Genomic DNA, 25,293 nt, shown 5'->3' on the forward strand with positions numbered 1-25,293 from the left:
TGCTTTCATTCTAATGGAGGCTGTGAGGTGAATATATGGACTTTACAACCGGCGAACTAGTAACACGTAAATCATATAATAATGACCTGCTTTTCCGAGTGGCTTTAGTGAAAGATGATATTGCTAAATTACATGGGGAGTACACTCGATTAGAGGCAGATTCTCCTTTTGAAGATCTTACTCAGGTGCAATCAAGGGAATTAGAAAAGAGACGCAAAAAAGGTAAGGAACAAGAGGAGTTTTCCTACCGTTTGTTTAGGCAAGATTACCAATTAATGCGGGAAAAGCGAGAATATGAATCAACAGATGGCTATCATAGCGATGTTTCGTATTTTCAATTACCTACTAAGGTGCTTCATTTAGATGGGGATCAAAACTATTTGCGAAAATGTATTGAATTATACGAACGGATGGGTATGCAAGTACATGGTGTGCATTTATATGAAAGGGATATGCCGCTTGAAATAGGAGATTTGATTGACAGAATACAACCAGACATCATTGTGATAACGGGGCATGATTCTTTCTCAAAGAATAAAGGAATAAAAGGCGACCTCCGTGCTTATCGAAATTCCAAATACTTTGCGGAAACGGTTAGAGAAGCAAGGCGGAAGAACCCTCATATGGATCAGCTTGTTATATTTGCAGGAGCATGCCAATCTCATTTTGAATCCATGATACGTTCTGGAGCCAATTATGCCAGTTCTCCATTACGAATTAATATTCATGCGCTCGATCCCGTATATATCGCAGCAAAAATTGCTTACACACCATTCATGGAGAAAGTGAATGTCTGGGATGCGCTGCGGAATACATTAACCGGTGATAAAGGAATGGGAGGGATAGAAACAAGAGGACTACTTCGAACGGGAATGCCATATATAAAAGAAGAGTCAGAGGAGTCAACTAATTAAGGTGCAAACATCTTGTCTTCATTCAAAAAAGCTGAGGACAGGATGTTTTTTAATCATATTGGATAAAATGTAAAAAATAATACATAATTTGCAAACTTTTACAAAGAATAAAGGTAACAAGTGAATTTTACTGTTGACATTAAAAAAGGAATACTGATATAATATAAAGTTTTATTTGACTATTATACAAGCTTATGGTATGATAAATACAGTGAGGTGGAGTGTAGTGGCTAAAACATTAATCGAAATTAAGCAAGGTCTTGAATGTCAACTTGGAAACCGTTTGAAATTGAAGGCCAACGGCGGACGAAGGAAGACCATTGAACGCTCAGGTATATTGGCGGAAATGTATCCTTCAGTTTTTGTTGTTGAGCTGGACCAAGACGAGAATGCCTTCGAACGTGTTTCATACAGCTATGCAGATGTTTTAACAGAAACAGTAGAATTAAGCTTCCCCGACGAGAGAACGGTAGCTTTACTCATGGAGCAGTAAACAAGAAATTGTTTGCTGCTTTTGTTTTCTGCTACATTTTCTGACTATTTAAAAAGGAGATTACGCTTAAACTTGAAAAATGCTTAAAGAGTATGTTTTTCCATGTTAAAATTAACCAATTTTGTATACATATAACTGGAGTTTAAATTAACTTATAACATAAGCTATAGATGTCGTAATAATTCACGGAAAGGGGTTGTTCTTTCATGGCTAGACGTCGAGGTGTAATGTCAGACCATATGAAAGAAGAAATTGCCAAAGAGTTAGGATTTTACGACACGGTACAGCAGGAAGGCTGGGGAGGCATCAAATCCAGAGATGCCGGTAATATGGTGAAACGTGCAATAGAAATGGCCGAGCAAAATATGCAAAAAAAAGACAGACCCTAAATGGGTTTGTCTTTTTTGGCAGTTAAGAAAGTTTTACTGCATAAGTGCAACTAAGGCTGTCACCTAAAGGCTTGGTGACAACCAAGTTTTCTAACATCGCTAATCCCTTTAAATCTTGTCAGCTGATAATGAATAGCTCTTGTCCTAGAAGTCGCGACTGTTTTCCTAATGTGTTACAATTTGTTTATATTTTCAAAGTAGGTGACGGTGATGGCTCTTTTTGAAAAAGCACCGGCAAAAATTAACTTATCCCTTGATGTGCTGAGTAAACGAGATGATGGTTATCATAATGTAGAAATGATCATGACGACGATTGACTTAGCAGATCGCATTAAAATGTACTCCATTGAATCGGATCGGATCGAGATTTATTTGGAGAGCAGATTCGTGCCAAGTGATGAGCGAAATTTGGCGTATAAAGCTGCTGATGCTTTTAAAAAAAAATACGGAATTAAAAAGGGGGTACATATTCATATTGAAAAGAGTATCCCTGTGTCGGCTGGTCTTGGTGGTGGCAGTACAGATGCTGCTGCTGTGTTGCGTGGACTAAATCGGCTATGGTCGCTGAACATTCCTCTTGAGGATTTAGCGGCACTTGGGGCAACGATTGGATCTGATGTGCCTTTTTGTGTGTATGGTAATACAGCAATCGCAAAAGGGCGTGGGGAAATTATTGAAAAATTAGCTTCACCTCCTTCCTGTTGGGTTGTTCTCGCAAAACCGGACATTGGCGTATCCACATGGACTATTTTTCAACGAATCAATATAGATAAACTCTCTCACCCAAATAATGATGCACTTATCGATGCACTTCATCATAAAAATTTCTTTAAAATGTGCGCAAATGTTGGGAATGTATTAGAAGATATTACGCTAACCATCTACCCAGAAGTTCAGCGGATTAAAGATAAAATGGCAGAAGCAGGGGCAACAGGTGTCCTTATGAGCGGAAGTGGGCCGACAGTGTACAGTTTAATTGAACAACAGAGTAAAGCGCAGCGTATTTATAATGGGATGCGTGGCTTCTGTGAAGAAGTTTATTTAGTACGTATATTAGGGTGAACATTGCCTAAACACGTATAAAAGTGGTATATTTAATGTAAATATTCGGTTTTGAGGTGTGTAAATGAAAAGAAGTAATCGATTAGTTGCATTAACTAACTTTTTTCTGGAAAATCCAAGGGAGCATAGACAGTTACCATATTTCTCTGAAATTTATGGGTCATCCAAGTCTTCCCTTAGTGAGGACTTGGATATTATTAACGATGTTTTCAAAACGGAATCGATAGGTTATTTGGAGCGAAACTCTGGAGCAACTGGTGGCGTTAAATATATTCCGGAATTTTCTCTTGAAAAAAGTGTTCAATTTATAAATGAGCTTTGCCATAAGTTAGAAGACCCGACTCGTATTCTTCCCGGAGGTTATCTCTACATGAGCGATATACTAGGTGATCCGAGGCAAACGAGAGAAATAGGTCGCGTCTTTGCATCAGCATTTTCTCAAAGAGAGATTGATGTGGTTGTAACGGTGGCTACGAAAGGGATTCCTTTAGCGTACGCTGTTGCCTCCTTCCTTGATGTTCCCGTTGTCATTGTTCGAAGAGACCCTAAGGTTACCGAAGGATCTTCTGTAAGTATTAATTATGTATCTGGTTCCTCCCGTAAAATTCAAACGATGGTATTGCCAAAACGCAGTCTGCAAGAAGGTGCAAATGTGTGTATCATTGATGATTTTATGAAAGCTGGCGGAACCATTACAGGAATGATTAATTTACTGGAAGAGTTTGACGCAAATGTCAAAGCAATTGGTGTACTGGCTGAAGCAGATGACGATGAAGAGGAACGCGTTGTAGACGAATATACTTCATTAGTCAAAATAAGGAATGTAGATAGTAAAAAGAAATATATAGATGTCCATTCTGGAAATTTTATCGAAATTTAAAAAAACCAAGCTTTCTAACCTTTAAAACGAGTTTATTTTGAAAATATTTAATTTTTTTTAATAATAGGCAGGAATTCCTGTTGTTTTGTTGAAATAGTTAAATAAGTTCAAATGTGAAAAGGTGGTGAATCATCATGGAAGTAACTGACGTAAGATTACGCCGCGTTAATACAGAGGGAAGAATGCGAGCAATTGCATCGATTACATTGGATGAGGAGTTTGTTGTTCATGATATCCGCGTTATCGACGGAAACAATGGACTATTTGTAGCAATGCCATCCAAACGTACCCCTGATGGTGAATTTAGGGATATTGCACATCCGATTAATTCGGGTACTCGTGCAAAGATACAAGATGCTGTGTTAGAGGAGTATCGTCGTGTAGGGAAAACGGAAGAGGAATACGAAGAAGCGGGTGCTTCCTAATAAGTATGAATAAGAAATGATTAAAAAGCTTTTAAATTTTTCATACAAACTAATACTTTTCACGAAAGAGGTCTAACCTACTACTAAAGGTTAGTCTTCTTTTTTTTGGCAAATAGGAAGGTAACGTGGACTAAAATCGTTATTTCCTGGGGCTGGGACTGCGGTTACTCGTCCCACCCGCCTTTGTGCGTCGTAGTGCAGGCTAATCTGTTTCTCCGAAAGGCTTTCACTCTAGTATAAGGGGTTCTAACAAAGCCAAGCGCGCTTTCTAAGAATCCTTTAACGAATGCCAAGTTTTCTAAAAAAACGAATACTACAGGCTATTATATGTTGAAATCATCTGGTTTTTACGATATATTCATAATGGAGAATATAGGATTATTGGAGGTTTCCTTATGATGAGACGTTATGCTGTCATTCTAGCAGCAGGGCAAGGAACCAGGATGAAATCGAAGCTCTATAAGGTGCTCCACCCCGTTTTGGGTAGACCGATGGTGCAGCATGTTATCGATCAGATAAAAGCAGTGAAGGTAGATAAAACGGTTACAGTTGTTGGTCATGGTGCCGAAAAAGTAAGCGAACATATTGGCAATGACACGGAATTCGTTATACAAGGGGAACAACTCGGAACAGGGCATGCTGTGATGCAAGCTGAAGATTTGTTAAAAGATAAGCATGGGACAACAATTGTTGTTTGTGGGGATACGCCATTAATTACAACTGAAACCTATCAAGCTCTCTTTGCTCATCATGAGAATGAAGGAGCTAGTGCTACTATTTTAACAGCGAAAGCAGAGGATCCTACAGGATATGGAAGAGTCATCCGTAATGAAGCGGATGAGGTCGAACGTATTGTAGAGCATAAAGATGCGAGTGGAGCGGAGAGGCTAGTAGATGAGATTAATACTGGTACATATTGCTTTGATAATCAAGCTCTGTTCGCAGCGTTGAAAGAAGTATCAAATGATAATGTTCAAGGTGAATATTATTTACCTGATGTGATAGAAATTTTACGTAATAAAAAGGAAAAGGTGACCGCTTCCCTAACACCTGATTTTGAAGAAACGTTAGGGGTGAATGACCGTGTAGCGTTGGCTCAAGCTGAGAAAATAATGAAAAAACGTATTAATGAGAAACATATGCGTAACGGTGTAGCGATTAGTGATCCAGATAATACGTATATTCATCCTGGTGTTGTAATTGAACAGGATGCAGTTATTCATCCAGGCACGCATATAACAGGGGGTTCGACGGTCAAAATGGATGCTGAAATTGGTCCGAACAGCGAGGTCGACAACTGTTATGTTGGCATCGGTTCAGTTGTCAAGCAGAGTGTCGCAACGAATAGTAAAATTGGTGACCGTGTAAATGTTGGGCCATTTGCTCATATTCGACCGGAATCTGCAATCGGCGATGACGCTAAAGTTGGTAACTTCGTAGAAATTAAAAAGACAGTAATTGGGGAAGGTAGCAAGGTTCCCCATTTAAGTTATATGGGTGATGCACAAGTTGGAAGCAATGTGAATGTCGGATGTGGTACAATTACAGTGAACTATGATGGAAAAAATAAATATGTAACAACCATTGAAGATGATTCATTTATTGGTTGTAATTCCAATTTAATTGCCCCAGTAACAATAGGAAAGGGCTCCTATGTTGCTGCAGGATCAACGATTACGAAGGATGTCCCTACAGAGTCGCTATCCGTTGCCAGAGCAAGACAAACGAATAAAGAAGGATACGCTACAAGACTTAAAAACAGACAAAAAGATTAACGGAGGGTTTATCTCATGGCGTCTAGCTATAAGGATCCATCTTTAAAAGTATTCACATTGAATTCAAACCGCAAGTTAGCAGATGAAATTGCGGAACATATTGGAACACCCCTTGGAGAGTGCACCGTTAAACAATTTAGTGACGGTGAAATTCAGATTAATATCGAAGAAAGTGTACGTGGACATGATGTATATGTTTTACAATCAACTTCTTCACCGGTTAATCAACATATTATGGAATTACTGATAATGATTGATGCATTAAAACGTGCTTCTGCAAGGTCTATTAATATTGTAATGCCGTATTATGGTTATGCGAGACAAGATAGAAAGGCTCGATCAAGAGAGCCGATTACTTCAAAACTAGTAGCGGATTTATTAGAGACTGCAGGGGCTAATCGGGTGATTACACTCGACTTACATGCTCCACAAATTCAAGGGTTCTTCAATGTGCCAATTGATCATCTTCAGGGTGTTCCTATTCTTTCTGACTACTTTAAGGAGAAAGGCCTTGAAGATATTATCATTGTGTCACCTGATCATGGTGGAGTTACACGTGCTAGGAAGATGGCCGATCGTTTGAAAGCGCCGATAGGTATTATTGATAAAAGACGCCCCCGTCCAAATGTTGCGGAAGTTATGAATGTTGTTGGTAATATCGAAGGCAAGACAGCGATTCTTATAGATGATATCATAGATACAGCTGGAACAATTACCTTAGCAGCTAATGAACTAATCGAAAAAGGGGCTAAAGAGGTTTACGCATGTTGTACCCATCCTGTATTATCCCATCCGGCAGTTGAACGAATTAACAACTCACAAATAAAAGAGTTGGTTGTGACCAATTCGATACCATTAGCAGAGGATAAACAAAGTGAAAAGGTTAAAGAATTGTCTGTTGCCCCGCTTATCGGTGAAGCAATCATACGTGTCCACGAGCTACAGTCCGTAAGTATCTTATTTGATTAATGTTTAGAAGTCCTGTAATTCGGGAATTATCTAGTTGATAGGGAAGTATAAACTTTCTTACTGCAACGTGCAGCGAAGGACATACCCCTAAAGCGTTTAGCGGATGCCAGGTTTCTGACATTTAAGGAAAGCTTAACAAAAAATATAAACAGATTTAAATGTAATAAAAATGAAGCTATCACTTGATAAGTGAATTTTTTCTAAAAATAGTTGGAGGATGATGGAAATGGCAGTAAAATTACAAGCAACAAAACGAGATGACTATACAAAATCGCAAACGAAAGAAATCAGAACGAGTGGAAGAATACCAGGTGTTGTTTATGGAAAAGCGAAAGAGCCTATAACGGTTTCGGTTGATAATCTTGAACTCGTTAAAACAGTTCGTGACGAAGGAAGAAACGCAATTATTTCGCTTGATGTTGATAATGACAAAGCAGTAGACGTTATGTTACATGATTATCAAATGGACTCCCTTAAGAATGAACTATTACACGTTGATTTCTATATCGTAAACATGGCAGAAGAAATGGATGTTACAGTAGCACTACGCCTTGAAGGTGAAGCAGCAGGTTCAAAAGATGGTGGCGTATTACAGCAACCATTATATGAGTTACAGGTTCGTGCAAAGCCAGCTGATATTCCTGAGGAAATTACAGTAAATATTGACTCCTTAGGAATTGGTGACAGTATAACAATTGATGATCTACCTACAGGAGCGAATTATGAGTTCACGGAAGATGAAGACACAACAATCGCTACAATCCTAACACCGGACAACCTAGACGACGAGGAAGAATCAGCGGATGGAGATGCTGAGCCAGAATTAGTAGGTAGCAAAAAAGATGAAGACGAAGAGAAGTAAAATATTATAGCAAAACCAATACCCCTCCTTCTAAGAAGCTGTAAGAATAAATAATCCTTAAGGAGGGATTATTGTATTGGTTAAAAAGGAAGAAGTTAAATGAAATGTATTGTTGGACTTGGAAATCCAGGTAAAAAATATAAAGATACCCGTCATAATGTCGGATTTATGGTAATAGAAGAATTACTAAATCGGCATCAATGGGATTTAAATAAGAAGAAGTTTAACGGCAAATACGCGATGGAACATCTTCAAGGTGAAAAGGTACTATTGCTGCAGCCTCACACGTATATGAATCTTTCGGGGCAGTCGATTCGTCCTTTAATGGATTATTATAATATGGATGTGGATGATGTACTTGTTATGTATGATGACCTGGATTTACCACCTGGAAAAATCCGCCTTAGGCAAAAGGGTGGACATGGCGGACACAATGGAATCCGTTCATCAATTGATCATTTAGGAACGAAAGAATTCAAACGCCTTCGTATCGGTATCGGAAGGCCAACTACGTCAATACCAGTTGTTGATTACGTTCTGGGTTCCTTTACAAAAGAACAGCAAGAAGATGTAGAGCATAGCATTAAAGTAGCCGCAGATGCTTGTGAGTATTGGTTACAGAATCCATTCCTTGAAGTAATGAATGAATATAATAGCTAATGGAAGCATAGTGTAGCATCATAGGTTTGAAAGGATTGGCCATCAAATGTATAAATAACTACTTTTCGGATAAACTTTAAAATATGTGTTTATTCGAGGAGGTTTTTATATGGCTATTGTCTATACATGCAGACATTGCGGACATGTGATTGGAAAGTTAGAACAAAAAATGGTTGACACATCCCTGTTGGGGTTTGACCAATTATCAACGAAGGAAAAAATAGATATGATAGAATATAAAGATAATGGGGATGTTCAGATCAAGGCAATTTGTGAAGATTGTGAAGATACGTTAGGACATCATCCACAATACCATGAACTAGATTTTTTTATACAATAAAATAAGCAACAAAAGCTTTGGTTATAAAACCAAGGCATTTTTGCGCTTACGTAGGACTGCGTGGGGGTTTAACAATGCAAGGTATAAACAATTATTTAAAGTCAAAAGAAGATATACAATCAATTTTACAAGGGGTATCCAGTGGAATGCAGGAGCAACTCGTTGCAGGTTTATCCGGATCGGCAAGAAGTCTGCTTGTGTCGCTAATTAGTGAATCCACAACGAAGCCGATCTTACTGGTTACGCATCAATTAGTACAAGCGCAACAGCTTTATGATGATTTATCCGAGTTTGTTGGAGAAGGGTATGTACATTTATATCCAGTTAATGAACTAATAGCTTCTGAAATAGCGATTGCAAGCCCGGAACTTAGAAGTCAACGAATCGACTCCTTAACAGCCTGGTCCAAAAAGAAATCAGGTATATTAATCGCGCCAGTAGCTGCATTAAAAAGGATTTTGCCACCGCCAGATTATTGGAGCACGTATCAATTACAATTTGCACTTGGGGAAGAGATTCAGATTGATGATTACCTATCATCTTTAGTAGATATGGGGTATGAACGTCAAGACATGGTCACTACACCCGGTGAATTTAGTAGGCGTGGTGGAATCATTGATATATATCCAATAACAGAAGCGCATCCGATACGTATAGAATTATTTGATGACGAAATCGATTCTATACGCTATTTTGATGCGGGAACACAGCGGTCTTTAGAGAAACAGCAGGAGGTCATTGTCGGACCAGCGACGGAGTTATTACTTACAAATGAAGATATACATTTGGCTGCCGGCAGATTGCAGGATGCATTGGCAGATAGCTTGAAAAACATGAAAGCTTCAGAAGGAAAAGAGAAATTAGCGGAAACGATAGAACATGATATCGGACGCTTACAGAATGCAGAACACTTTCAGGAAATGTATAAATATATTGGATTTCTTTATAAAAATCCTGCTAGTTTGTTAGATTACCTCCCTTCAAACGGACTCGTTATTTTAGATGAAATGAGCAGAATTCAGGAAACAGCTACGAATTTGGACTCCGAGGAAGCAGAATGGTATAACAGTCTATTGGAATCGAATCAAATGGTAAAAAATAGTAGTTTTTCATTTGATTGGCCAACCATATGGGGCAATATGGATCATCAACGACTATATATGTCAGTATTTTTACGGCATATCCCAAATACACAACCACAAAATATTATTGATCTCTCGTCAAGGGCCATGCAAGAATTTCATGGTCAAATGAGTCTATTCAAAAATGAACTAACCCGCTGGAAAAAAGGCGATTATTCTGTTGTGGTTCTAGCTCCTAATCAAAAACGGGCAGAGAAAATTCATTCTATATTTATGGACTATGATATTGAAGCGAGCATTACAGGTAAATTGGAGCTTCCTGTGAGCCAACCTACAATAGCCATTGGAAATATTAGCAGTGGTACGGAGCTGCCCATGCATAAGATGGCTCTGATAACGGAGAATGAGCTGTTCAAAAAAAGAACGAAACGCCCGAAAAGACAACAGAAAGTATCCAATGCCGAACGTATTAAGGATTACCAAGAGTTAAAAATTGGCGATTATGTCGTCCATGCCAACCATGGAGTAGGAAAGTATATAGGAATTGAAACGCTTGAAGTGAAGGACTTGCATAAGGATTATCTGTTAATCAAATATTCCGGTGATGATAAACTCTTTGTACCGATTGATCAAATTGATTTAGTCCAAAAATTTGTCGGTGGTGAGGGAAAAGAGCCAAAGCTTTACAAATTAGGCGGCTCAGAATGGGCGAAGGTGAAGCGAAAAGTTCAATCATCTGTTGAAGATATCGCGGATGATTTAATTAAACTCTATTCCGAAAGAGAAGCAAGAAAAGGGTATGCCTTTTCAAAAGATAGCGAGATGCAGCGTGAGTTTGAAGCGGCATTCGCCTATCAGGAAACGGACGATCAAATTCGCTGTATCGAGGAAATCAAGCATGATATGGAAAGAGAACGCCCAATGGATCGTTTGCTTTGCGGTGATGTCGGGTACGGAAAAACAGAGGTAGCGATTCGTGCTGCCTTTAAAGCAGTGGCAGATGGTAAGCAGGTGGCTATTTTAGTTCCAACAACGATTTTAGGACAGCAGCATTATGAAACGATCCGTGAGCGATTCCAGGAACATGCAGTGAATATTGGACTATTAACCAGGTTTCGAACAAAAAAACAGCAAACGGAAACATTACAAGGTTTAAAAAACGGCACAGTTGATATCGTTATTGGTACACATCGCTTATTATCCAAAGATGTAGAATATCGCGATTTAGGGTTGCTTATTGTAGACGAAGAGCAACGATTCGGTGTTAAGCATAAAGAAAAAATCAAACAATTGAAAGCCAATGTAGATGTACTTACCCTTACAGCTACGCCAATCCCAAGAACCTTGCATATGTCTATGTTGGGGGTTCGTGACTTGTCTGTAATTGAGACGCCACCAGAAAATCGTTTTCCAATTCAGACCTATGTGATGGAACATAATCCTGTTTTTATCCGTGAATCGATTGAGCGAGAAATGGCTCGTTCGGGGCAGGTGTTTTTCCTATATAATCGAGTGGAGAATATTGAAAAGGTGGCACGGGATATTAATAACCTCGTGGACAATGCGAGAGTAGCGGTGGCGCATGGACAGATGAACGAGGCGGAGCTTGAAAATGTGATGTTCGGCTTCTTAGCAGGTGAATTTGACGTTCTAGTTAGTACAACGATTATTGAAACAGGAGTAGATATTCCGAATGTCAATACACTTATCGTCAATAATGCGGATCGTATGGGTTTAAGCCAACTTTACCAGCTTAGGGGACGCGTAGGACGCTCCAATCGTGTAGCTTACGCCTACTTCACTTACCAAAAAGATAAAGTACTCACAGAGGTTTCGGAAAAGCGCCTGCAGGCTATTAAGGAATTCACGGAATTAGGGTCAGGCTTTAAGATAGCCATGCGCGATTTGTCCATTCGAGGAACTGGGAATTTATTGGGTGCTCAACAACATGGATTCATTGACTCTGTCGGATTTGATATGTATTCACAAATGCTTAAAGATGCAATCGACGCACGTAAAGCCGGTAAAGATATGGACGATATCAAAGTATTTGAACCAGAACTAGCACTGGATATAGATGCGTACATCCCAGACTCCTATATTAATGATGAAAAACAAAAAATTGGTATCTATAAACAGTTTCAAGCAATTGAAGCTGCTGAGGATATAGATGATTTAAAAGATGAATTGATTGATCGATTCGGTGATTACCCACAGGAAGTAGAGCATTTATTTGCTGTTTCTTCCCTGAAAATGTATGCAAAAAGAGAACGCATCGAATCGATAAGCGAAAAGAATAAAAAAATTGAGTTAATCGTTGAAGATAATCGAAGCCAACAAATTGATGGGTCAAAATTATTTGAAGTAGCAAACACTTTTGGGCGAGGCGTGCAATTGGGGACGGAGAACAATAAATTAAAAATGGTGTACAAATATACTGCTGAATCTGGCCTTAGACGCTATCAAATAGTGGAAGACTTGGTGGATCAATTAGCAAAAGTGGATAGAGATGGATAAAAAATTGGTATCATATGTATAGTCTATCTGAGATGAATCATACTAAAAGCACAACAACTGGTGATTTTTGTATTTGAAAAGGGCTTTGTACAAATAATAATAATCATCATCTTAAGAAAGTGAGGCTACTTAGATATGAAAGCAACTGGTATTGTACGACGTATTGATGATTTAGGCAGGGTAGTTATTCCAAAAGAGATCAGAAGAACATTACGTATCCGAGAAGGAGATCCACTGGAGATATTTGTGGATAGGGAAGGCGAAGTTATTCTGAAAAAGTATTCACCGATAAGCGAATTGAGCCACTTCGCCAAAGAATATGCAGAAGCATTGTTTGATTCCATGCAATCTCCGGTTCTAATTTGCGATCGAGACGAGGTTATAGCTGTAGCTGGCGAGTCAAAAAAGGATTATCTAAATAAAAATATTGGATCTGAATTAACAAAAACAATCGAAGACCGATCCCAGGTATTTGAAACAGAAGCAAGTAATACAGAAATCATTGATGGCATTCAACAGGAAATCAAGTCTTATTGCATCAGCCCAATCATCGCAAACGGTGATCCAATTGGCTGTGTTATGATATTTTCTAAAGAAGAAAAACTAACCAATGTGGAACAAAAAGCAGTCGAAACAGCAGGGAGCTTTTTGGCAAGGCAGATGGAATAATACGTAAATGGCCAGGGGCTGTCTCTAAAAGGTGTAGACTTTTTAGAGGCAGTCTTTTTATTATGGGTGAGGGAAAATGGTAACGTGACCTTTTAACGGGAAATTAATACAAGCAGAATCATTTTAGATAGTAGCTTTTTATTATATCAAGACACCTAAATCGTAAAAAATAAAGGTTAATATATATTTTACATGACTAATATGTATCAACCTTTAAATTCTACAATAGCGCGTAGATTGGCGCGAAGTTTCATCCAATTTAAGTGTTATTACTTTTTAAGGCTTCTACTGAAATGACATGTTCCTTAAAAAAGAAAGCACCGTTTTCGTTAAAGAGTCCATCTTCCCCCATGATTTGATTTTTAATTTCTCGGTCACTTTCTCCTTGTAAGGTCGTCTCAATAACATGGCCATTTTTAAGGGATATTTTTACATTATATTGTTGCATTTGTTTCATCTCCTTTATTCTTTTTATACCCATAGGTGGAATTTATTACACATTTTCCTGAAAAAATTTGAATCCATGTTCGCTTGTTACTTGCTAAGTTACGCTTTTCTCGAACCACTTTTTTCTAATATAATTGGTAATGCTGAAGAAGGCTACCACAACGGTTCATCTTTATCGCTTATTTTGACAAAGAAAAGGAGAAATGGAACGAATATAAGACTTAGATACCCCAATGTAAGTATCCGCTGTGTCACTGATGAGATGCATTGCTTATGCTGGCAATTCGGGCAATTTTTCCCGTATTTTGAAAACCCAATTAACAAAATAGCTTTCACTTCCCATTTATAATTACAATTTGTGCATCGTGCCATGGGGCTATCTCCTTTCTCTCTACCTCAACTAACTTGTCATCTAACTTCAGCAAAATGCCACGTTGCAGATGAACGCACTATTCGATTAGCGCGCACTCGTTTCAGAAGATCGTTATTTATGAATGATTGTTTCCTTTCTTACTATAAATTTCATAAGCAAAGTACCCAAATAAATAGCCTATTATCTATATCCCTCGGATTGATTTTACGATTTAACTACATAAGAGATAAACGTTTTGTTACAATAATCTAAAGTGAGGTGAGCGGTTTGGATAAATCATATCTTGATATCATACAACTCGAAAAAGAAAAAGGTTTCAGAAATGGTCTGTACGATTATATCAACGTCAAAATGTCGTATGATACCAATAGAATGGAAGGTAGTACACTAACATTCACGGACACGCAGGCTCTCTACGAGAAAAATATTGTGCCTACTGGGGGACATTCTTTTGATGATCTGTTAGAGGGCAAAAATCATTTTGAACTGATGGATTTTATGTTAACCACAATTGATGAGTCTTTAACGGAAAGATTGATAAAGGAATTTCATCAAATACTTAAAAAAGGAACGCTTGATGAGGAAAGATATGGAATAGGACGATACAAAGGAATTCCGAATATGGCAGGCGAGCAAAAAGTTGCCGAACCTCATGCAGTTCCTGAATTAATGAGAAATTTGCTGGAAAGTTATGATAAAAAGGATGCAACGCTTGATGATGTTTTACGTTTTCATCATGAATTTGAGTTAATTCACCCTTTTCAAGATGGGAATGGCAGAGTTGGCCGGCTAATCATGCTTCGAGAGTGTCTGAAGCATGACATAACACCTTTTATCATTTCGTCTGATCGGAAAGAAGAATATATTAATGGGCTGCGTTTTTTTGAAGCGAAGCCACATCTCTTAAAAGAAGAAGTTATGGCACAACAAGAAGCGTTTAGAGGAATAGCAGAGCCCTTTGTTAATCATTATAATTAATAAATTAGTGGTGAAAGAGGTTCAGATATCTATGATATGGATACTTTTAGTAATTAGTTTGTTTTTTGGTATTAGTTTAATAGTAAAAGCTAAATCAAAACCGTATAAAATTATTGGATATATTTTAACGGTGGTTGTATTTCTATTTTTAATCGTTGTTATTTTAAATATAGGAGTGGGAAGTAATGAAGAGATTATAGAAGATGACTTTTTGATTAATTGAGAATATAAAAGTATCCTTCTGCTTTAGGTTTGTGCAGAAGGATACTTTGTTGTTAGTTACTATACACGTTGTTTGTCTTTTTATTTATTGATTCCTATTCTCTGCCTTATTAAAATTTTTCAAGGGAATTATCACATGAAACGGGCTAATTTATCCGTGTTTTGTCACTATTACGGCTGGATAATCTTGATATTACGGACTAGGATTTATCGAATAACCCATTAGAATAACAACTAGAAAGGTTATGATTGTTAACAAGTTGATTATAAGGCTTAAGATAGTAAACAGTTTGTTTCTTGTTTTAAGAAATAATGCGGCTATCCCTGTGAGAACAGCGATTAGTAATAGAGCAAGAGCGCCGGTCGGAAGCAAATTACGATCAGTCATTATTGTCAAGTTAAGCAAGATTAAATGAACAAAACCAATAATAAATGATGTTCCAGTTAGGACAGCACCAATATTTAGTTTATTTAATTTACCCAGTTCCATAATTCAACCTCCCCTACTTCCGCTTTGCTTACTTGTGATAGATTTTCCACCTTTAGTAATTCATTTGTTGGGCCAGTCAGCACAACACCATATATTTGTATCTCGCCTTCTTCCAAAAAGTTTATTCTATCTGTTAAGTTTAAAGCTTTTGATCTTGCTGCTGTAGTTGCCCATTCTTCGTGTTTAGCTAAGTTACGTAGAACATCAAGAAATTGCTCCTGATTATTTGCATTTTTATTAAAGGAAGAATTAATATCCATATTTGTTTCAGCTGGATAGCCGATAGGTTGAATTGGCAAACCTTGGTCGTTTACACCTAACTGATCAATTCCTGTGTTGACAGCAAACCATGTAAGGTCAACGTCTAATTCAGAGAAAATAGATTTAACATCTGCTTCGTTGTATAAGTCACCAAGCGAAACGTATAATTCACCAACCGTGCCATCAGGGAGCTCATCTAGTAAGCGAAATTCATTAGTAGAACTGATTTCTCCGGCAGGGGGAACTAAAAATGACGAATCCTCCACTTGATATACCGAATCAGGAGCATCAATGAGGTAATTCCGTTCGGGGAATTCCATGCTACTCATCCACAGGGAGTGTTCCTGTTCACCAATTTGTTTCTCCCTTTTTCCGATGCGTTTATAAAGATCCATCGTTGTACTCATTGAAAATGGACTGATGTTTTCATTTATACTATCTAACTCGACTCTCGTGTTAGGCTCTGTAATGGTTATTGTATCCGTAATAACTTTCAAAAATTGATTTCCTTTACTTTGATCAATCCCATACCCATAATATAGAAATGTGAATGCGGTAGTAATCGGAAGAATCATTAATATAAAAGAGGCTGTAACAAGTGTATTCGTAATAATGGCCTTCCTTTTACTTTGGTTAAGAACCTTCATTTGATTTGAAGTATCCGATTCCTTCTTTTTACTGTTAACATGTTTTTCATCCAAGCTGTAATCTATATAGTCCTGGTAAATTTCAACCTTTTCGAGTTCGGCTTCAACTTGTTTTTCATCTTTTTCTGATAGTAAACCATTATTATAATCGTCTAATTTCTTTTTAAATTCTTCGTTATTCACGTATGATCACCTCTATTTCCTTTCTCCCATTTTCTTATTTTTTGTCGACCTCTAAATAGGGAGGATTTAAAATTAGCTAGTGAAACACCCATAATATTGGCTGATTGTTCATAAGTCAGATCACTAACGTCACTTAATAAAATTGCTTGTTTTTGTTTATCTGGTAGCGTTTCAATGAATGCTATAATTTGATTCAAAGTCTCGTTTCGCAACACGGTCTCTTCTATATTTATATTAGATTTTAGATGGCTGAACTTTTCATCACCCGTCACTGTTACTCGCTTATGCTTCCTAAAATGATCAATACATAGATTATGCGCCACACGAAAAAGCCATGGTTTAATATCATCAATTTCAAACTTTTGAAGGTGAAGAAAAGCTCGATAAAAGGTTTCTTGAAGCAAATCTTCTGTTAGATAGTGATCAAAGGTAAGGGAATAAAGATATCGATAAATATCATTTACATACTGTTTATATATCTCTTCAATCGTTCAAACCTCCCTCCCCATCTGTATTATTCACGTATGAGATGTTAAAAAGTTTCACATTTAATAAAATCATTCCAAAAGATTTACTTTATTGCTATTTTTAATCCAACCCATGCACGTCCCTAACTATAATTACAAACATAACTCCCATCTATCCTATAATGAAATCTACATTTACACGACGAAAAAAGGGCGTTTACCATGGACGGGAATGAAACGAATAAATTAGTTAAAGGCGCTTTGCTGCAGGGGACATCGGTTTTTATATTTACCAGCAGATGTATCCCATTCTTGGGGTTGCGCTGGTTCTGGCATTATATGGCTTTCCGTCAGCGATATCAAAAATGACGGTCGACTTAAAAGTGGAAGGGAAAAACTTTTCGCTCACAACGGCTGTTCTGGTTCCAACCCCTGGGAAGAAAGAAGCTGCAACAATTGCTCCAGATGCTACCGTTCCAATATCATTTGGTATAGTTTTGTATCCTTCTTGTGAATATGAATGCTGCCAGTTAGTTAAATCACTAGATTGTATCCCTAAATGATCCTCGTATTGATCAAATTTCGCAGTAAGTTGTGTTTCAGATTCAAAAAACATGTATCACTTTTTGTGAAATTGTGTATGATATGTGTATACAAATTTTGAGGGTTGTGATATTATGGATAATAATAATAAAAAAGGGGATGTTATTTTGACAACAAAAGCCCAAAAATGGGGAAATAGTATCGGTGTACGTATTCCTTTTAGAGTGGCAAATAAATATGGAATTGAAAATGGCTCACCTATTGAAATGGAAGAAAAAGAGGATGGGATATGTGTTAGACCAGTTGAAAAGGAGCCATCGTTAGATGAAATGTTAGATCAGATCACTGATGAAAACAGACATGACTATATTGATTTTGGAAAAAAAGGGGATGAATTGCTCTAATGGAAATACCAAAAAAGGGGGATTTAGTTTATATAGATTTTGACCCTCAAAGCGGATATGAACAAGCAGGGCATAGACCAGGAATTATTTTATCCCCCGAAAGGTTTAATCGAGTAACCAATATAGCGGTTGTGTGTCCGATTACCAGTAAAATAAAAGGTTATCCGTTTGAAGTAAAATTACCAGAAGGATTACCCATTTTTGGAGCAGTACTTACAGATCAACAAAAAAGCCTAGATTGGAAATCAAGAGGTTTAAAGATTATTGGACAAGCACCTGAAAATACTGTTAAAAAATGTGTAAATCACATTCACAAATTTATTTATGAATAACGTTTTGTAGATTATTGTAATGTATACACGTAAAAAGTTATATCTAAAAAATGTGCAATATATTATTCGGTATTTATTCCTTCCTAGAATTAATTTTATGGAGGATTTTTTTATGTAATAATATAATAATAAGACGTACAAATTTTGATTAATAGGTTCGGCCGTTATTTTTACTCTTAGTTCCAACCCACACAAGTCCCTAACCCCAATTACAAACATAACCCCCATCTATGCTATAATGAAATCTACATTTACACGACGAAAAAAGGGCGTTTACCATGGACGGGAATGAAACGAATAGATTAGTTAAAGGCGCTTTGCTACTGACCATAGCCGGCTTGTTCAGTAAGGTCCTAAGTGCCGGCTACCGGATTCCCCTGCAAAACATGACAGGGGACATCGGTTTTTATATTTACCAGCAAGTGTATCCCATTCTTGGGGTTGCGCTGGTTCTGGCATTATATGGCTTTCCGTCAGCGATATCAAAAATGATGGTCGACTTAAAAGCGGAAGGGAAAAACCTTTCGTTCACAAGCTTTTATATCCCCATTTTTATCATTCTCTTAGGAATCAATGGGGCATTATTTCTTTTTCTATTTTTTAATGCGCCTTCGATAGCTGGCTGGGTAGGAGACGCGAATTTAGCGAATACGTACCGGTTTGCGGCGTTTGCCTTTTTACTAACTCCCTTCTCTGCCTTATTAAGAGGGGTGTTTCAAGGGAATTATCAGATGAAGCCGACAGCCTATTCGCAAATCGGAGAACAGTTTATTCGCGTTTTTATCATCATAACAGCTGCGGTTGTCGTTGCCGTTCAGGGACGAGATTTTTATGAGGTTGGACAGGCTGCTGCACTTGCGTCGATACTAGGCGGGGCAACGGCTATTCTGATTCTGGCTCTGTTTTTTATAAAAGAGAAGCCAGTCGTACGGGATACATCTAAAGTGCCGTGGAATTATTATATACGGACGATTTTAACATTGGGAATGGTGGCTGCTTTAAATCATATGGTGCTGTTGGTGATTCAATTTGCCGATACATTCACGCTGATCCCCAGTTTAATGGACTATGGTTTCACGCAGATGGAAGCGATGGAGGCAAAGGGCGTGTTTGACCGCGGGCAGCCGTTAATCCAGCTGGGAACGGTGTTGGGATCTTCTTTTGCGCTTGCACTTGTACCATCTATATCAAAACAAAAGCTGGAGAGAGACCCGGATACATTTCATCATTACATAAGCGGCGCGATGTTGTTCAGTTTTTATTTAGCAGTTGGGGCCACAGTAGGATTAATTGCCATCTTCCCGGAAGCGAATGTATTATTGTTCCAAAATGATAAAGGAACGGTTGATTTACAAATACTTGTGATTGCCATACTCCTTTGTTCGCTAGCAATTACGGCATCTGCTATTCTTCAAGGGCTGGGCTATATGAAACGAACAGCTGGCTTTATTTTGATTGCATTCTTTATAAAATGGATCTGTAATCAGTTGCTGGTTCCATGGTTTGGTATAACGGGTAGTGCTGTAGCAACGGTGATCAGCTTACTTGTATTATGTATGGTTGTTCTTTTTGAACTGAAGCGAAAATTGCCAGGCCTGCATTTTTTTGGGCAAATTAATGGTGTTGCACTTATAAAAGCTACGTTAGCGATGGTTATTTATATTCTAGTAGTGGAATCTATTTTTTCCAATGTGGGTGTATCAACACGCATTGGATTACTGTTCTATATCGTGTTTGTTGCTGTGTCGGGTGGGGTTATCTTTATATACAGCCTGTTAAAATGGCGAGCCTTTACAGCCAGAGAACTAGCCATGCTACCGTTCACACATGTTTTCATTCGTATCCATAAAGGGAGGAACATAAATGAGTAAAATTGAAATTATCGGATTAGGCGCAGGTGATATGGACCAGCTGTCTCTAGGCATTTATAAAAAATTGACGAATACGAACGGTGTTATCTATACACGAACAATCGATCACCCCGTTATCGGTTCGTTACAGCAGGAGGGAGTCACCTTCGAGGCATTTGATCATGTTTATGAGAAAGAAGAACAATTTACAGCGGTCTATCAAACGATCGTAGACACCTTAATCGAAAAAGCAAAGGATGCGTCCATTATTTACACACTCCCTGGGCACCCGATGCTAGCGGAAAAAACGGTACAGCTTTTACTCGAGCAAACAGAGGTAGAAGTGGAGGTTGCAGGTGGACAGAGCTACTTGGATGACTTATTTACAGCCCTGAAAATTGATCCAATCGATGGGTTCCAATTTGTAGATGGTACGTCTTTTGAACGCAGTCAGCTTGATTATCGGCACCACCTCCTATTTTGCCAGGTGTATGACCGCTTTATTGCATCAGATGTGAAGCTTACGCTATTAGAGGATCTACCACCAGACTATCCAGTTACAGTGGTGGAAGCGGCTGGGAGCGCGCTCGAGGTTATCCAGACCATTCCAATCGATGAGCTTGATCACTCTATTGAAGTTAGTAATGTAACAAGTGTTTATGTACCACCAGTTCCTTCCAGGATGCTCCATCATACGTTTACAAATTTAAGAGAGACGATCGCAACATTAAGAGGGCCGAATGGCTGCCCATGGGATAGGGTGCAGACCCATGAAACGCTTCGGGAATATGCGATCGAAGAGGTGTATGAATTAATCGATGCCATTGATAATGAAGACGATGAAAACATCATCGAAGAGCTCGGGGATATCCTCTTGCAGGTCATGCTTCATAGTCAAATTGGGGAAGATGATGGCTATTTCAATGTTGATGATGTGATTGGTTCCATTACGAACAAGATGATCCACCGTCATCCGCATGTTTTTGCTGATACAGCGGTTGATTCGGTTGATGACGTTTATAAAAATTGGGACGAATTGAAGGAAGAGGAAAAAGGGGAACAGCGCAAATCGGTACTAGATGGTATTCCAAGACAGCTTCCATCTCTATCAAAAGCATTCAAACTGCAGAAAAAAGCAGCAAAAGTTGGTTTTAATTGGGACGCTATTTCGGATGTATGGAATAAACTAGAGGAGGAACTGGGAGAAGTACAGGAAGCTATAGAGTTGGATGATAAAATGGAGATAGAGAAAGAATTCGGTGATGTACTATTTGTACTTGCCAATCTTACCAGGTATTATAAAATAAACCCGGAAATCGCGTTAAACCAAACCAATAAGAAGTTCCTTTCTCGTTTTTCTTATATCGAAGAACAATTACGTATACAGGAAAAAGAAATGACGGACACGACGTTAGAAGAAATGGATGCATTATGGAATCAAGCAAAAAAAGGGGAATGATAGAATTGCGACTGGATAAATTTTTGAAAGTATCGCGTTTGATTAAACGTCGTACAATGGCAAAGGAAGTTGCGGATCAAGGAAGAGTTACAATTAATGGAAACAAGGCAAAATCATCATCGACTGTGACCAGTGGTGATGAGCTTGTGATTAAATTTGGGCAAAAACTTGTAACAATCGAAGTGAATGATTTGAGAGAGAACGTAAAGAAATTCGAAGCTGAATCGTTATATAAAGTTATCAAAGAAGAGCAAAATGAATAGTTCTATACTTGTCCTTCCTATCATAAAGTAATAATGATAAGGAGGGCTACCTGAAATGAATAACTTTTATGAAAATCGAGACAATGTCACGGGTGTTCAAAAAGAGCATTATGTCAAACTGAATAACCGCAAAGACCTGGAAATAACTGGTGTTAAAGAAGTAGATAGCTTCGATAATGAGGAATTTTTGCTAGAGACTGTTATGGGGTATCTCATCGTCCGTGGGCAAAATTTGCAGTTGCAAAACTTGGATGTAGGTGAAGGTATCGTTACGATTAAGGGTAAAGTTTATGAGCTTTCTTATGTGGATGATACCAATGAGGAAAAGGCTAAAGGATTCTTTAGCAAGCTATTCAGATGACGCTTAGCATTCAATTCATGACGATGATAGCCATGGTTTTAAGTGGCTTTTATTTGGGTATCATACAAGAAACGTTCCGGCGATTCACTTTATATTGGGAAAAAAGAGTTATTTTCTCTTATTTTATGGAAGTTTGTTTCTGGCTTACGCAAACAGTCATTTTATTTTATGTTTTATTTCGATTAAATGGTGGCGAATTTAGGCTGTATATAGTGGCGGCTGGTTTATTAGGCTTTGCCATGTACCAAGTATTTGCTGCACGGATATATAAGCGAATTCTTGAGCGAATAATTCGTACCACAGCAGCGATTTATCAGTTTTTTGCAAGAATGGTACAAGCAATCATCATCACGCCAATTCAATGGATTGTGAAGCTACTTATAAGATCTGTTTTAGTGCTAGCAGGATTACTAGGTTCTATTCTCCTTTTTATAGGTAAGCTTATAATTGTGCCCATAAAATGGGTCTTGCAGCTTATTTATCGATTATTGCCGGAAAAGGTGCAAAACTTTATATTCAAAATAGCAGGATTTTATAGTACAATGAAGAATATATATATAAAATGCGTGAAGTATATAAAGTCTAAGAGGAGGTAGAAACCTATGTCTAAAAGGGATAAAACGGTGACAAGACTAGATTCAGCATATATGCAGCAATATGATGCACATATGGAGAGACAGAAAAGGAAGAAGAAACGGTTGATTCGACGTCTTGTTGTATGTTCGTTCATCGCATCGTTGTTCATTGGGGGCATGGCAATCTTCCATTACCAACAGCGGGTCGTTCATGCAGAGAAGGAAGAAGCGTATGAACAACTAGAAGAGGAATTGGCTTTCTTAGAAAAACAAGAAGAGAATTATAAGGAAGAAATAGAATTGTTAAATGATGAGGACTATGTGCTGGATGTAGCCCGGACGAATTATTTCTTCTCAAAAGAAGGAGAATTAATTTTTAATATCCCTGACGAGGATCCCTCTTATTGACACACTTTCATGAGCTTAGCTATACTATAGGAGTAGTATACATTTAATCTTTTAAGGAGGAGCATTTTTTTTATGTCAATCGAAGTAGGCAGCAAATTGCAAGGAAAGGTAACAGGTATTACTAATTTCGGGGCATTTATTGAACTTGAAGAAGGTAAAACAGGACTTGTCCATATTAGTGAGGTTGCGGATAGCTATGTCAAAGACATTCATGAACATCTTAGCGTCGGTGAAGAAGTAACGGTAAAAGTAATTAATGTCGAAAAGGATGGAAAGATTGGTCTATCGATTAAAAAGGCTAAAGATAAACCAAAGCGACCACAAAACACCCGAGTACAGACGGAAAATTTTGAATCGAAAATGAACCGTTTCCTCAAAGATTCTGAAGACCGTCTAGCCTCTTTGAAGAAGCACACGGAATCCAAACGCGGAGGTCGAGGTGCTAAAAGAGGATAGCATTTTGCTGTCTATATAATGCTCTATAAAAAGAACAAAAGCGCAAGCGCCCGTTTAGCAACGTACAAACTGGAGCACTCCGCAATGAGATAAAGGAAACACGACGAACGAAGGGAGTCGATGTTGACTTATCGTAGTGGAGGAGTGTGAAGTTTGATAGTTGCTGGGCGCTGGAGCTGGACGTGGCTATTCCAGTATATAAGTTATCCATAGCTTTTAAATTCTATAGTTTCCTATCCAATAAAAAAGCAGGTACTTAGCCTTGTGCTGGTACCTGCTTTTTGTATTTAAGGAAAGTGCGGGATGTCTAAGGGCTAGTTGTTGAATAAAAATAAAGGACTTTATTTTTAAAATTGTGCAGCCGCATTTCTCCGTTGACCAAGATATATATTGCGTTATTGCTATAATTATAGACAAACCTCATGTCAGGTGTCATTTGGGATTCAGGTGAAAACAGAAAAAATTTACATTCTCTCCATCCCAACAAATCATACTAGTTAATGGAACATCTATTTTGTATTTACCAAGAAATTATTTTGTCTCGCTTAAACTGACTAGTTGAATGATAAAAACGCAGGCAGTTGTTGTTCATGCTTGTCGAGCATAATCTGTACTGGCTTGATGCCTTGCTCGCGTAGTACGTCAATGTTCTGCACGAGGAATTCGTCGCTGCCGACAACATAAAAGAGTCCATCTTTGTCTGCAGCAAGATTTTTCACTTCTTCATAGTAGTCTTTACGATTATCGATGAATTGTGATGTGAACTTCTTGTCAGGTGTGGATTCAAAAATATCGGTAAATAAGAAATTTTTTGATGAATCGATGTTCAGGGAATGAATTTGCTTAACATTGTCAGCACGTTCGAAATAATCAAGTACAAGTGGTCTAAAAGTTGCTAGGCCGACCCCTGAAGACAGTAGGTATACATTTTTGTCTTCTCTTTTAAGTGGTACATTCGAATGGGTTTTAAATATTGCAACTTCATTGCCGACTTCAAGATTTCTTAAAATCGCTTTAAACTCAGAGCACTGCTCTCTGATACGTGTTGTGATACCGATTAAATTTGATTGCGGTAAAGTAGAGATTGACATATGGCGAATCAGGCTGCGATTTGGTTTATCTCCAGCATTAAAACCTTCGAGTGCCAAGTGGATGTGGGCGCCTTCTTCCCATGTATAGTCTTCCGGACAGTCGAGCAGGTATGTTTTAACCTCAGGCGTTTCTTCAATAATCTTATTTATTTTAGTCCAGTATATTTGCATTATATATCCCCCTTATATGTATCGTTACTATCTAATGTACAGTAAGTGATAACAATTCTCAATTAAAAGGATTGGTTATTTCAACATAGCTTCATTACTGAAACCTCTCCTCAATAAAATGAGCCGTTTGCTTAAGGTCATCAACTAGACTTGCTTCATATATATATATTTTGCGGAATAGTATAATGGGCGTATTTCTTATACATAACATAGAACAATAGGGAAAATTGGCATAAAAAAAGTAGAAACCCACAGGATTTCTACGTAAGTAAGCC

Annotated in this window: 29 protein-coding genes; 23 read left to right on the forward strand and 6 right to left on the reverse strand. The window is 38.0% G+C overall.

Annotation, left to right across the window (positions count from 1 at the left end; genetic code table 11):
• Nucleotides 1-35: 35 nt before the first annotated feature.
• The 13 genes from yabG (at nucleotide 36) to spoVT (ending at nucleotide 13,037) form a co-directional block, all read left to right on the forward strand.
• The gene (gene yabG / locus OLD84_RS00920; protein WP_209463484.1) at nucleotides 36-914 is read left to right on the forward strand and encodes a sporulation peptidase YabG; all 879 of its coding nucleotides are present in this window, start codon (nucleotides 36-38) and stop codon (nucleotides 912-914) included.
• 226 nt (nucleotides 915-1,140) lie between these two features.
• Nucleotides 1,141-1,407, forward strand: coding sequence for a biofilm formation stimulator Veg (veg, locus tag OLD84_RS00925; protein ID WP_209463485.1), 267 nt, complete (start codon nucleotides 1,141-1,143; stop codon nucleotides 1,405-1,407).
• A 206-nt stretch (nucleotides 1,408-1,613) separates the two neighbouring features.
• Nucleotides 1,614-1,796, forward strand: coding sequence for a small, acid-soluble spore protein, alpha/beta type (locus tag OLD84_RS00930; protein ID WP_209463486.1), 183 nt, complete (start codon nucleotides 1,614-1,616; stop codon nucleotides 1,794-1,796).
• Nucleotides 1,797-2,006: 210 nt separating this feature from the next.
• Nucleotides 2,007-2,858 carry a 4-(cytidine 5'-diphospho)-2-C-methyl-D-erythritol kinase gene (gene ispE, locus OLD84_RS00935; protein WP_209463487.1) on the forward strand — a complete coding sequence of 284 codons (852 nt, stop codon included), beginning with the start codon at nucleotides 2,007-2,009 and terminating at the stop codon, nucleotides 2,856-2,858.
• Nucleotides 2,859-2,922: 64 nt separating this feature from the next.
• Nucleotides 2,923-3,738: a pur operon repressor gene (purR, locus tag OLD84_RS00940; RefSeq protein ID WP_209463488.1), complete on the forward strand. Its 816-nt coding sequence runs from the start codon at nucleotides 2,923-2,925 to the stop codon at nucleotides 3,736-3,738.
• A gap of 134 nt (nucleotides 3,739-3,872) precedes the next feature.
• Nucleotides 3,873-4,163, forward strand: coding sequence for a septation regulator SpoVG (gene spoVG / locus OLD84_RS00945; RefSeq protein ID WP_209463489.1), 291 nt, complete (start codon nucleotides 3,873-3,875; stop codon nucleotides 4,161-4,163).
• A 395-nt stretch (nucleotides 4,164-4,558) separates the two neighbouring features.
• Nucleotides 4,559-5,938 carry a bifunctional UDP-N-acetylglucosamine diphosphorylase/glucosamine-1-phosphate N-acetyltransferase GlmU gene (glmU, locus tag OLD84_RS00950; RefSeq protein WP_209463490.1) on the forward strand — a complete coding sequence of 460 codons (1,380 nt, stop codon included), beginning with the start codon at nucleotides 4,559-4,561 and terminating at the stop codon, nucleotides 5,936-5,938.
• 15 nt (nucleotides 5,939-5,953) lie between these two features.
• On the forward strand, nucleotides 5,954-6,907 hold the full coding sequence (locus OLD84_RS00955) for a ribose-phosphate diphosphokinase (RefSeq protein ID WP_209463491.1): 954 nt from the start codon (nucleotides 5,954-5,956) through the stop codon (nucleotides 6,905-6,907).
• 226 nt (nucleotides 6,908-7,133) lie between these two features.
• Nucleotides 7,134-7,769 (forward strand): 50S ribosomal protein L25/general stress protein Ctc, encoded by a 636-nt coding sequence (locus OLD84_RS00960; protein WP_209463492.1) that lies wholly within the window; start codon nucleotides 7,134-7,136, stop codon nucleotides 7,767-7,769.
• A gap of 99 nt (nucleotides 7,770-7,868) precedes the next feature.
• Nucleotides 7,869-8,429 (forward strand): aminoacyl-tRNA hydrolase, encoded by a 561-nt coding sequence (gene pth, locus OLD84_RS00965; RefSeq protein WP_209463493.1) that lies wholly within the window; start codon nucleotides 7,869-7,871, stop codon nucleotides 8,427-8,429.
• Between the two features lie 109 nt (nucleotides 8,430-8,538).
• Nucleotides 8,539-8,769 (forward strand): anti-sigma-F factor Fin, encoded by a 231-nt coding sequence (locus tag OLD84_RS00970; RefSeq protein WP_209463494.1) that lies wholly within the window; start codon nucleotides 8,539-8,541, stop codon nucleotides 8,767-8,769.
• Nucleotides 8,770-8,843: 74 nt separating this feature from the next.
• Complete coding sequence (gene mfd, locus OLD84_RS00975; protein WP_209463495.1) at nucleotides 8,844-12,368, forward strand: transcription-repair coupling factor; 3,525 nt, start codon at nucleotides 8,844-8,846, stop codon at nucleotides 12,366-12,368.
• A gap of 135 nt (nucleotides 12,369-12,503) precedes the next feature.
• A complete protein-coding gene (gene spoVT / locus OLD84_RS00980; protein ID WP_209463496.1) occupies nucleotides 12,504-13,037 on the forward strand; it encodes a stage V sporulation protein T in 534 nt (177 codons plus the stop codon).
• A 259-nt stretch (nucleotides 13,038-13,296) separates the two neighbouring features.
• On the opposite strand, the gene OLD84_RS00985 is transcribed toward spoVT, so the two are convergent.
• Complete coding sequence (locus tag OLD84_RS00985) at nucleotides 13,297-13,485, reverse strand: hypothetical protein (RefSeq protein WP_209463497.1); 189 nt, start codon at nucleotides 13,483-13,485, stop codon at nucleotides 13,297-13,299.
• A gap of 639 nt (nucleotides 13,486-14,124) precedes the next feature.
• On the opposite strand from OLD84_RS00985, the gene OLD84_RS00990 reads away from it, so the two are divergent.
• Nucleotides 14,125-14,835, forward strand: coding sequence for a Fic family protein (locus OLD84_RS00990; RefSeq protein ID WP_209463498.1), 711 nt, complete (start codon nucleotides 14,125-14,127; stop codon nucleotides 14,833-14,835).
• Nucleotides 14,836-15,250: 415 nt separating this feature from the next.
• Here OLD84_RS00990 and OLD84_RS00995 read toward each other — a convergent pair whose 3' ends face one another.
• The 4 genes from OLD84_RS00995 to OLD84_RS01010 all read right to left on the reverse strand — a co-directional run bounded on the left by OLD84_RS00995 (nucleotide 15,251) and on the right by OLD84_RS01010 (nucleotide 17,721).
• On the reverse strand, nucleotides 15,251-15,547 hold the full coding sequence (locus tag OLD84_RS00995) for a hypothetical protein (protein WP_209463500.1): 297 nt from the start codon (nucleotides 15,545-15,547) through the stop codon (nucleotides 15,251-15,253).
• A complete protein-coding gene (locus tag OLD84_RS01000) occupies nucleotides 15,529-16,638 on the reverse strand; it encodes an anti-sigma factor (protein WP_209463501.1) in 1,110 nt (369 codons plus the stop codon). The genes OLD84_RS00995 and OLD84_RS01000 overlap by 19 nt, the downstream gene beginning before the upstream one ends.
• Nucleotides 16,635-17,126 (reverse strand): sigma-70 family RNA polymerase sigma factor, encoded by a 492-nt coding sequence (locus OLD84_RS01005; RefSeq protein WP_209463532.1) that lies wholly within the window; start codon nucleotides 17,124-17,126, stop codon nucleotides 16,635-16,637. Before OLD84_RS01005 ends, OLD84_RS01000 begins: the two co-directional genes overlap by 4 nt.
• A gap of 268 nt (nucleotides 17,127-17,394) precedes the next feature.
• Nucleotides 17,395-17,721 carry a hypothetical protein gene (locus OLD84_RS01010; protein WP_209463502.1) on the reverse strand — a complete coding sequence of 109 codons (327 nt, stop codon included), beginning with the start codon at nucleotides 17,719-17,721 and terminating at the stop codon, nucleotides 17,395-17,397.
• A gap of 61 nt (nucleotides 17,722-17,782) precedes the next feature.
• On the opposite strand from OLD84_RS01010, the gene OLD84_RS01015 reads away from it, so the two are divergent.
• The 9 genes from OLD84_RS01015 to OLD84_RS01055 all read left to right on the forward strand — a co-directional run bounded on the left by OLD84_RS01015 (nucleotide 17,783) and on the right by OLD84_RS01055 (nucleotide 23,756).
• Nucleotides 17,783-18,052, forward strand: a complete 270-nt coding sequence (locus tag OLD84_RS01015; RefSeq protein WP_209463503.1) for an AbrB/MazE/SpoVT family DNA-binding domain-containing protein — start codon at nucleotides 17,783-17,785, stop codon at nucleotides 18,050-18,052.
• Nucleotides 18,052-18,384, forward strand: coding sequence for a type II toxin-antitoxin system PemK/MazF family toxin (locus OLD84_RS01020; RefSeq protein ID WP_209463504.1), 333 nt, complete (start codon nucleotides 18,052-18,054; stop codon nucleotides 18,382-18,384). Before OLD84_RS01015 ends, OLD84_RS01020 begins: the two co-directional genes overlap by 1 nt.
• A 278-nt stretch (nucleotides 18,385-18,662) precedes the next feature.
• Nucleotides 18,663-20,255, forward strand: coding sequence for a putative polysaccharide biosynthesis protein (locus OLD84_RS01025; RefSeq protein WP_209463505.1), 1,593 nt, complete (start codon nucleotides 18,663-18,665; stop codon nucleotides 20,253-20,255).
• On the forward strand, nucleotides 20,248-21,693 hold the full coding sequence (locus OLD84_RS01030; protein ID WP_209463506.1) for a bifunctional methyltransferase/pyrophosphohydrolase YabN: 1,446 nt from the start codon (nucleotides 20,248-20,250) through the stop codon (nucleotides 21,691-21,693). Before OLD84_RS01025 ends, OLD84_RS01030 begins: the two co-directional genes overlap by 8 nt.
• 5 nt (nucleotides 21,694-21,698) lie before the next feature.
• Nucleotides 21,699-21,956: an RNA-binding S4 domain-containing protein gene (locus tag OLD84_RS01035; protein WP_209463507.1), complete on the forward strand. Its 258-nt coding sequence runs from the start codon at nucleotides 21,699-21,701 to the stop codon at nucleotides 21,954-21,956.
• Nucleotides 21,957-22,011: 55 nt separating this feature from the next.
• Entirely contained in the window at nucleotides 22,012-22,317 is a 306-nt protein-coding gene (gene yabP, locus OLD84_RS01040) for a sporulation protein YabP (RefSeq protein WP_209463508.1), read from the forward strand.
• Nucleotides 22,314-22,913, forward strand: a complete 600-nt coding sequence (gene yabQ, locus OLD84_RS01045; RefSeq protein ID WP_209463509.1) for a spore cortex biosynthesis protein YabQ — start codon at nucleotides 22,314-22,316, stop codon at nucleotides 22,911-22,913. The genes yabP and yabQ overlap by 4 nt, the downstream gene beginning before the upstream one ends.
• A 6-nt stretch (nucleotides 22,914-22,919) precedes the next feature.
• Nucleotides 22,920-23,300, forward strand: coding sequence for an FtsB family cell division protein (locus OLD84_RS01050; protein WP_209463510.1), 381 nt, complete (start codon nucleotides 22,920-22,922; stop codon nucleotides 23,298-23,300).
• 72 nt (nucleotides 23,301-23,372) lie between these two features.
• Nucleotides 23,373-23,756, forward strand: coding sequence for a S1 domain-containing RNA-binding protein (locus OLD84_RS01055; RefSeq protein WP_209463511.1), 384 nt, complete (start codon nucleotides 23,373-23,375; stop codon nucleotides 23,754-23,756).
• 554 nt (nucleotides 23,757-24,310) lie between these two features.
• On the opposite strand, the gene OLD84_RS01060 is transcribed toward OLD84_RS01055, so the two are convergent.
• Nucleotides 24,311-25,018 (reverse strand): ferredoxin reductase domain-containing protein, encoded by a 708-nt coding sequence (locus OLD84_RS01060; RefSeq protein ID WP_209463512.1) that lies wholly within the window; start codon nucleotides 25,016-25,018, stop codon nucleotides 24,311-24,313.
• Nucleotides 25,019-25,293: the final 275 nt, after the last annotated feature.

This window comes from Virgibacillus natechei, from assembly GCF_026013645.1.
Classification (GTDB): domain Bacteria; phylum Bacillota; class Bacilli; order Bacillales; family Amphibacillaceae; genus Virgibacillus_L; species Virgibacillus_L natechei.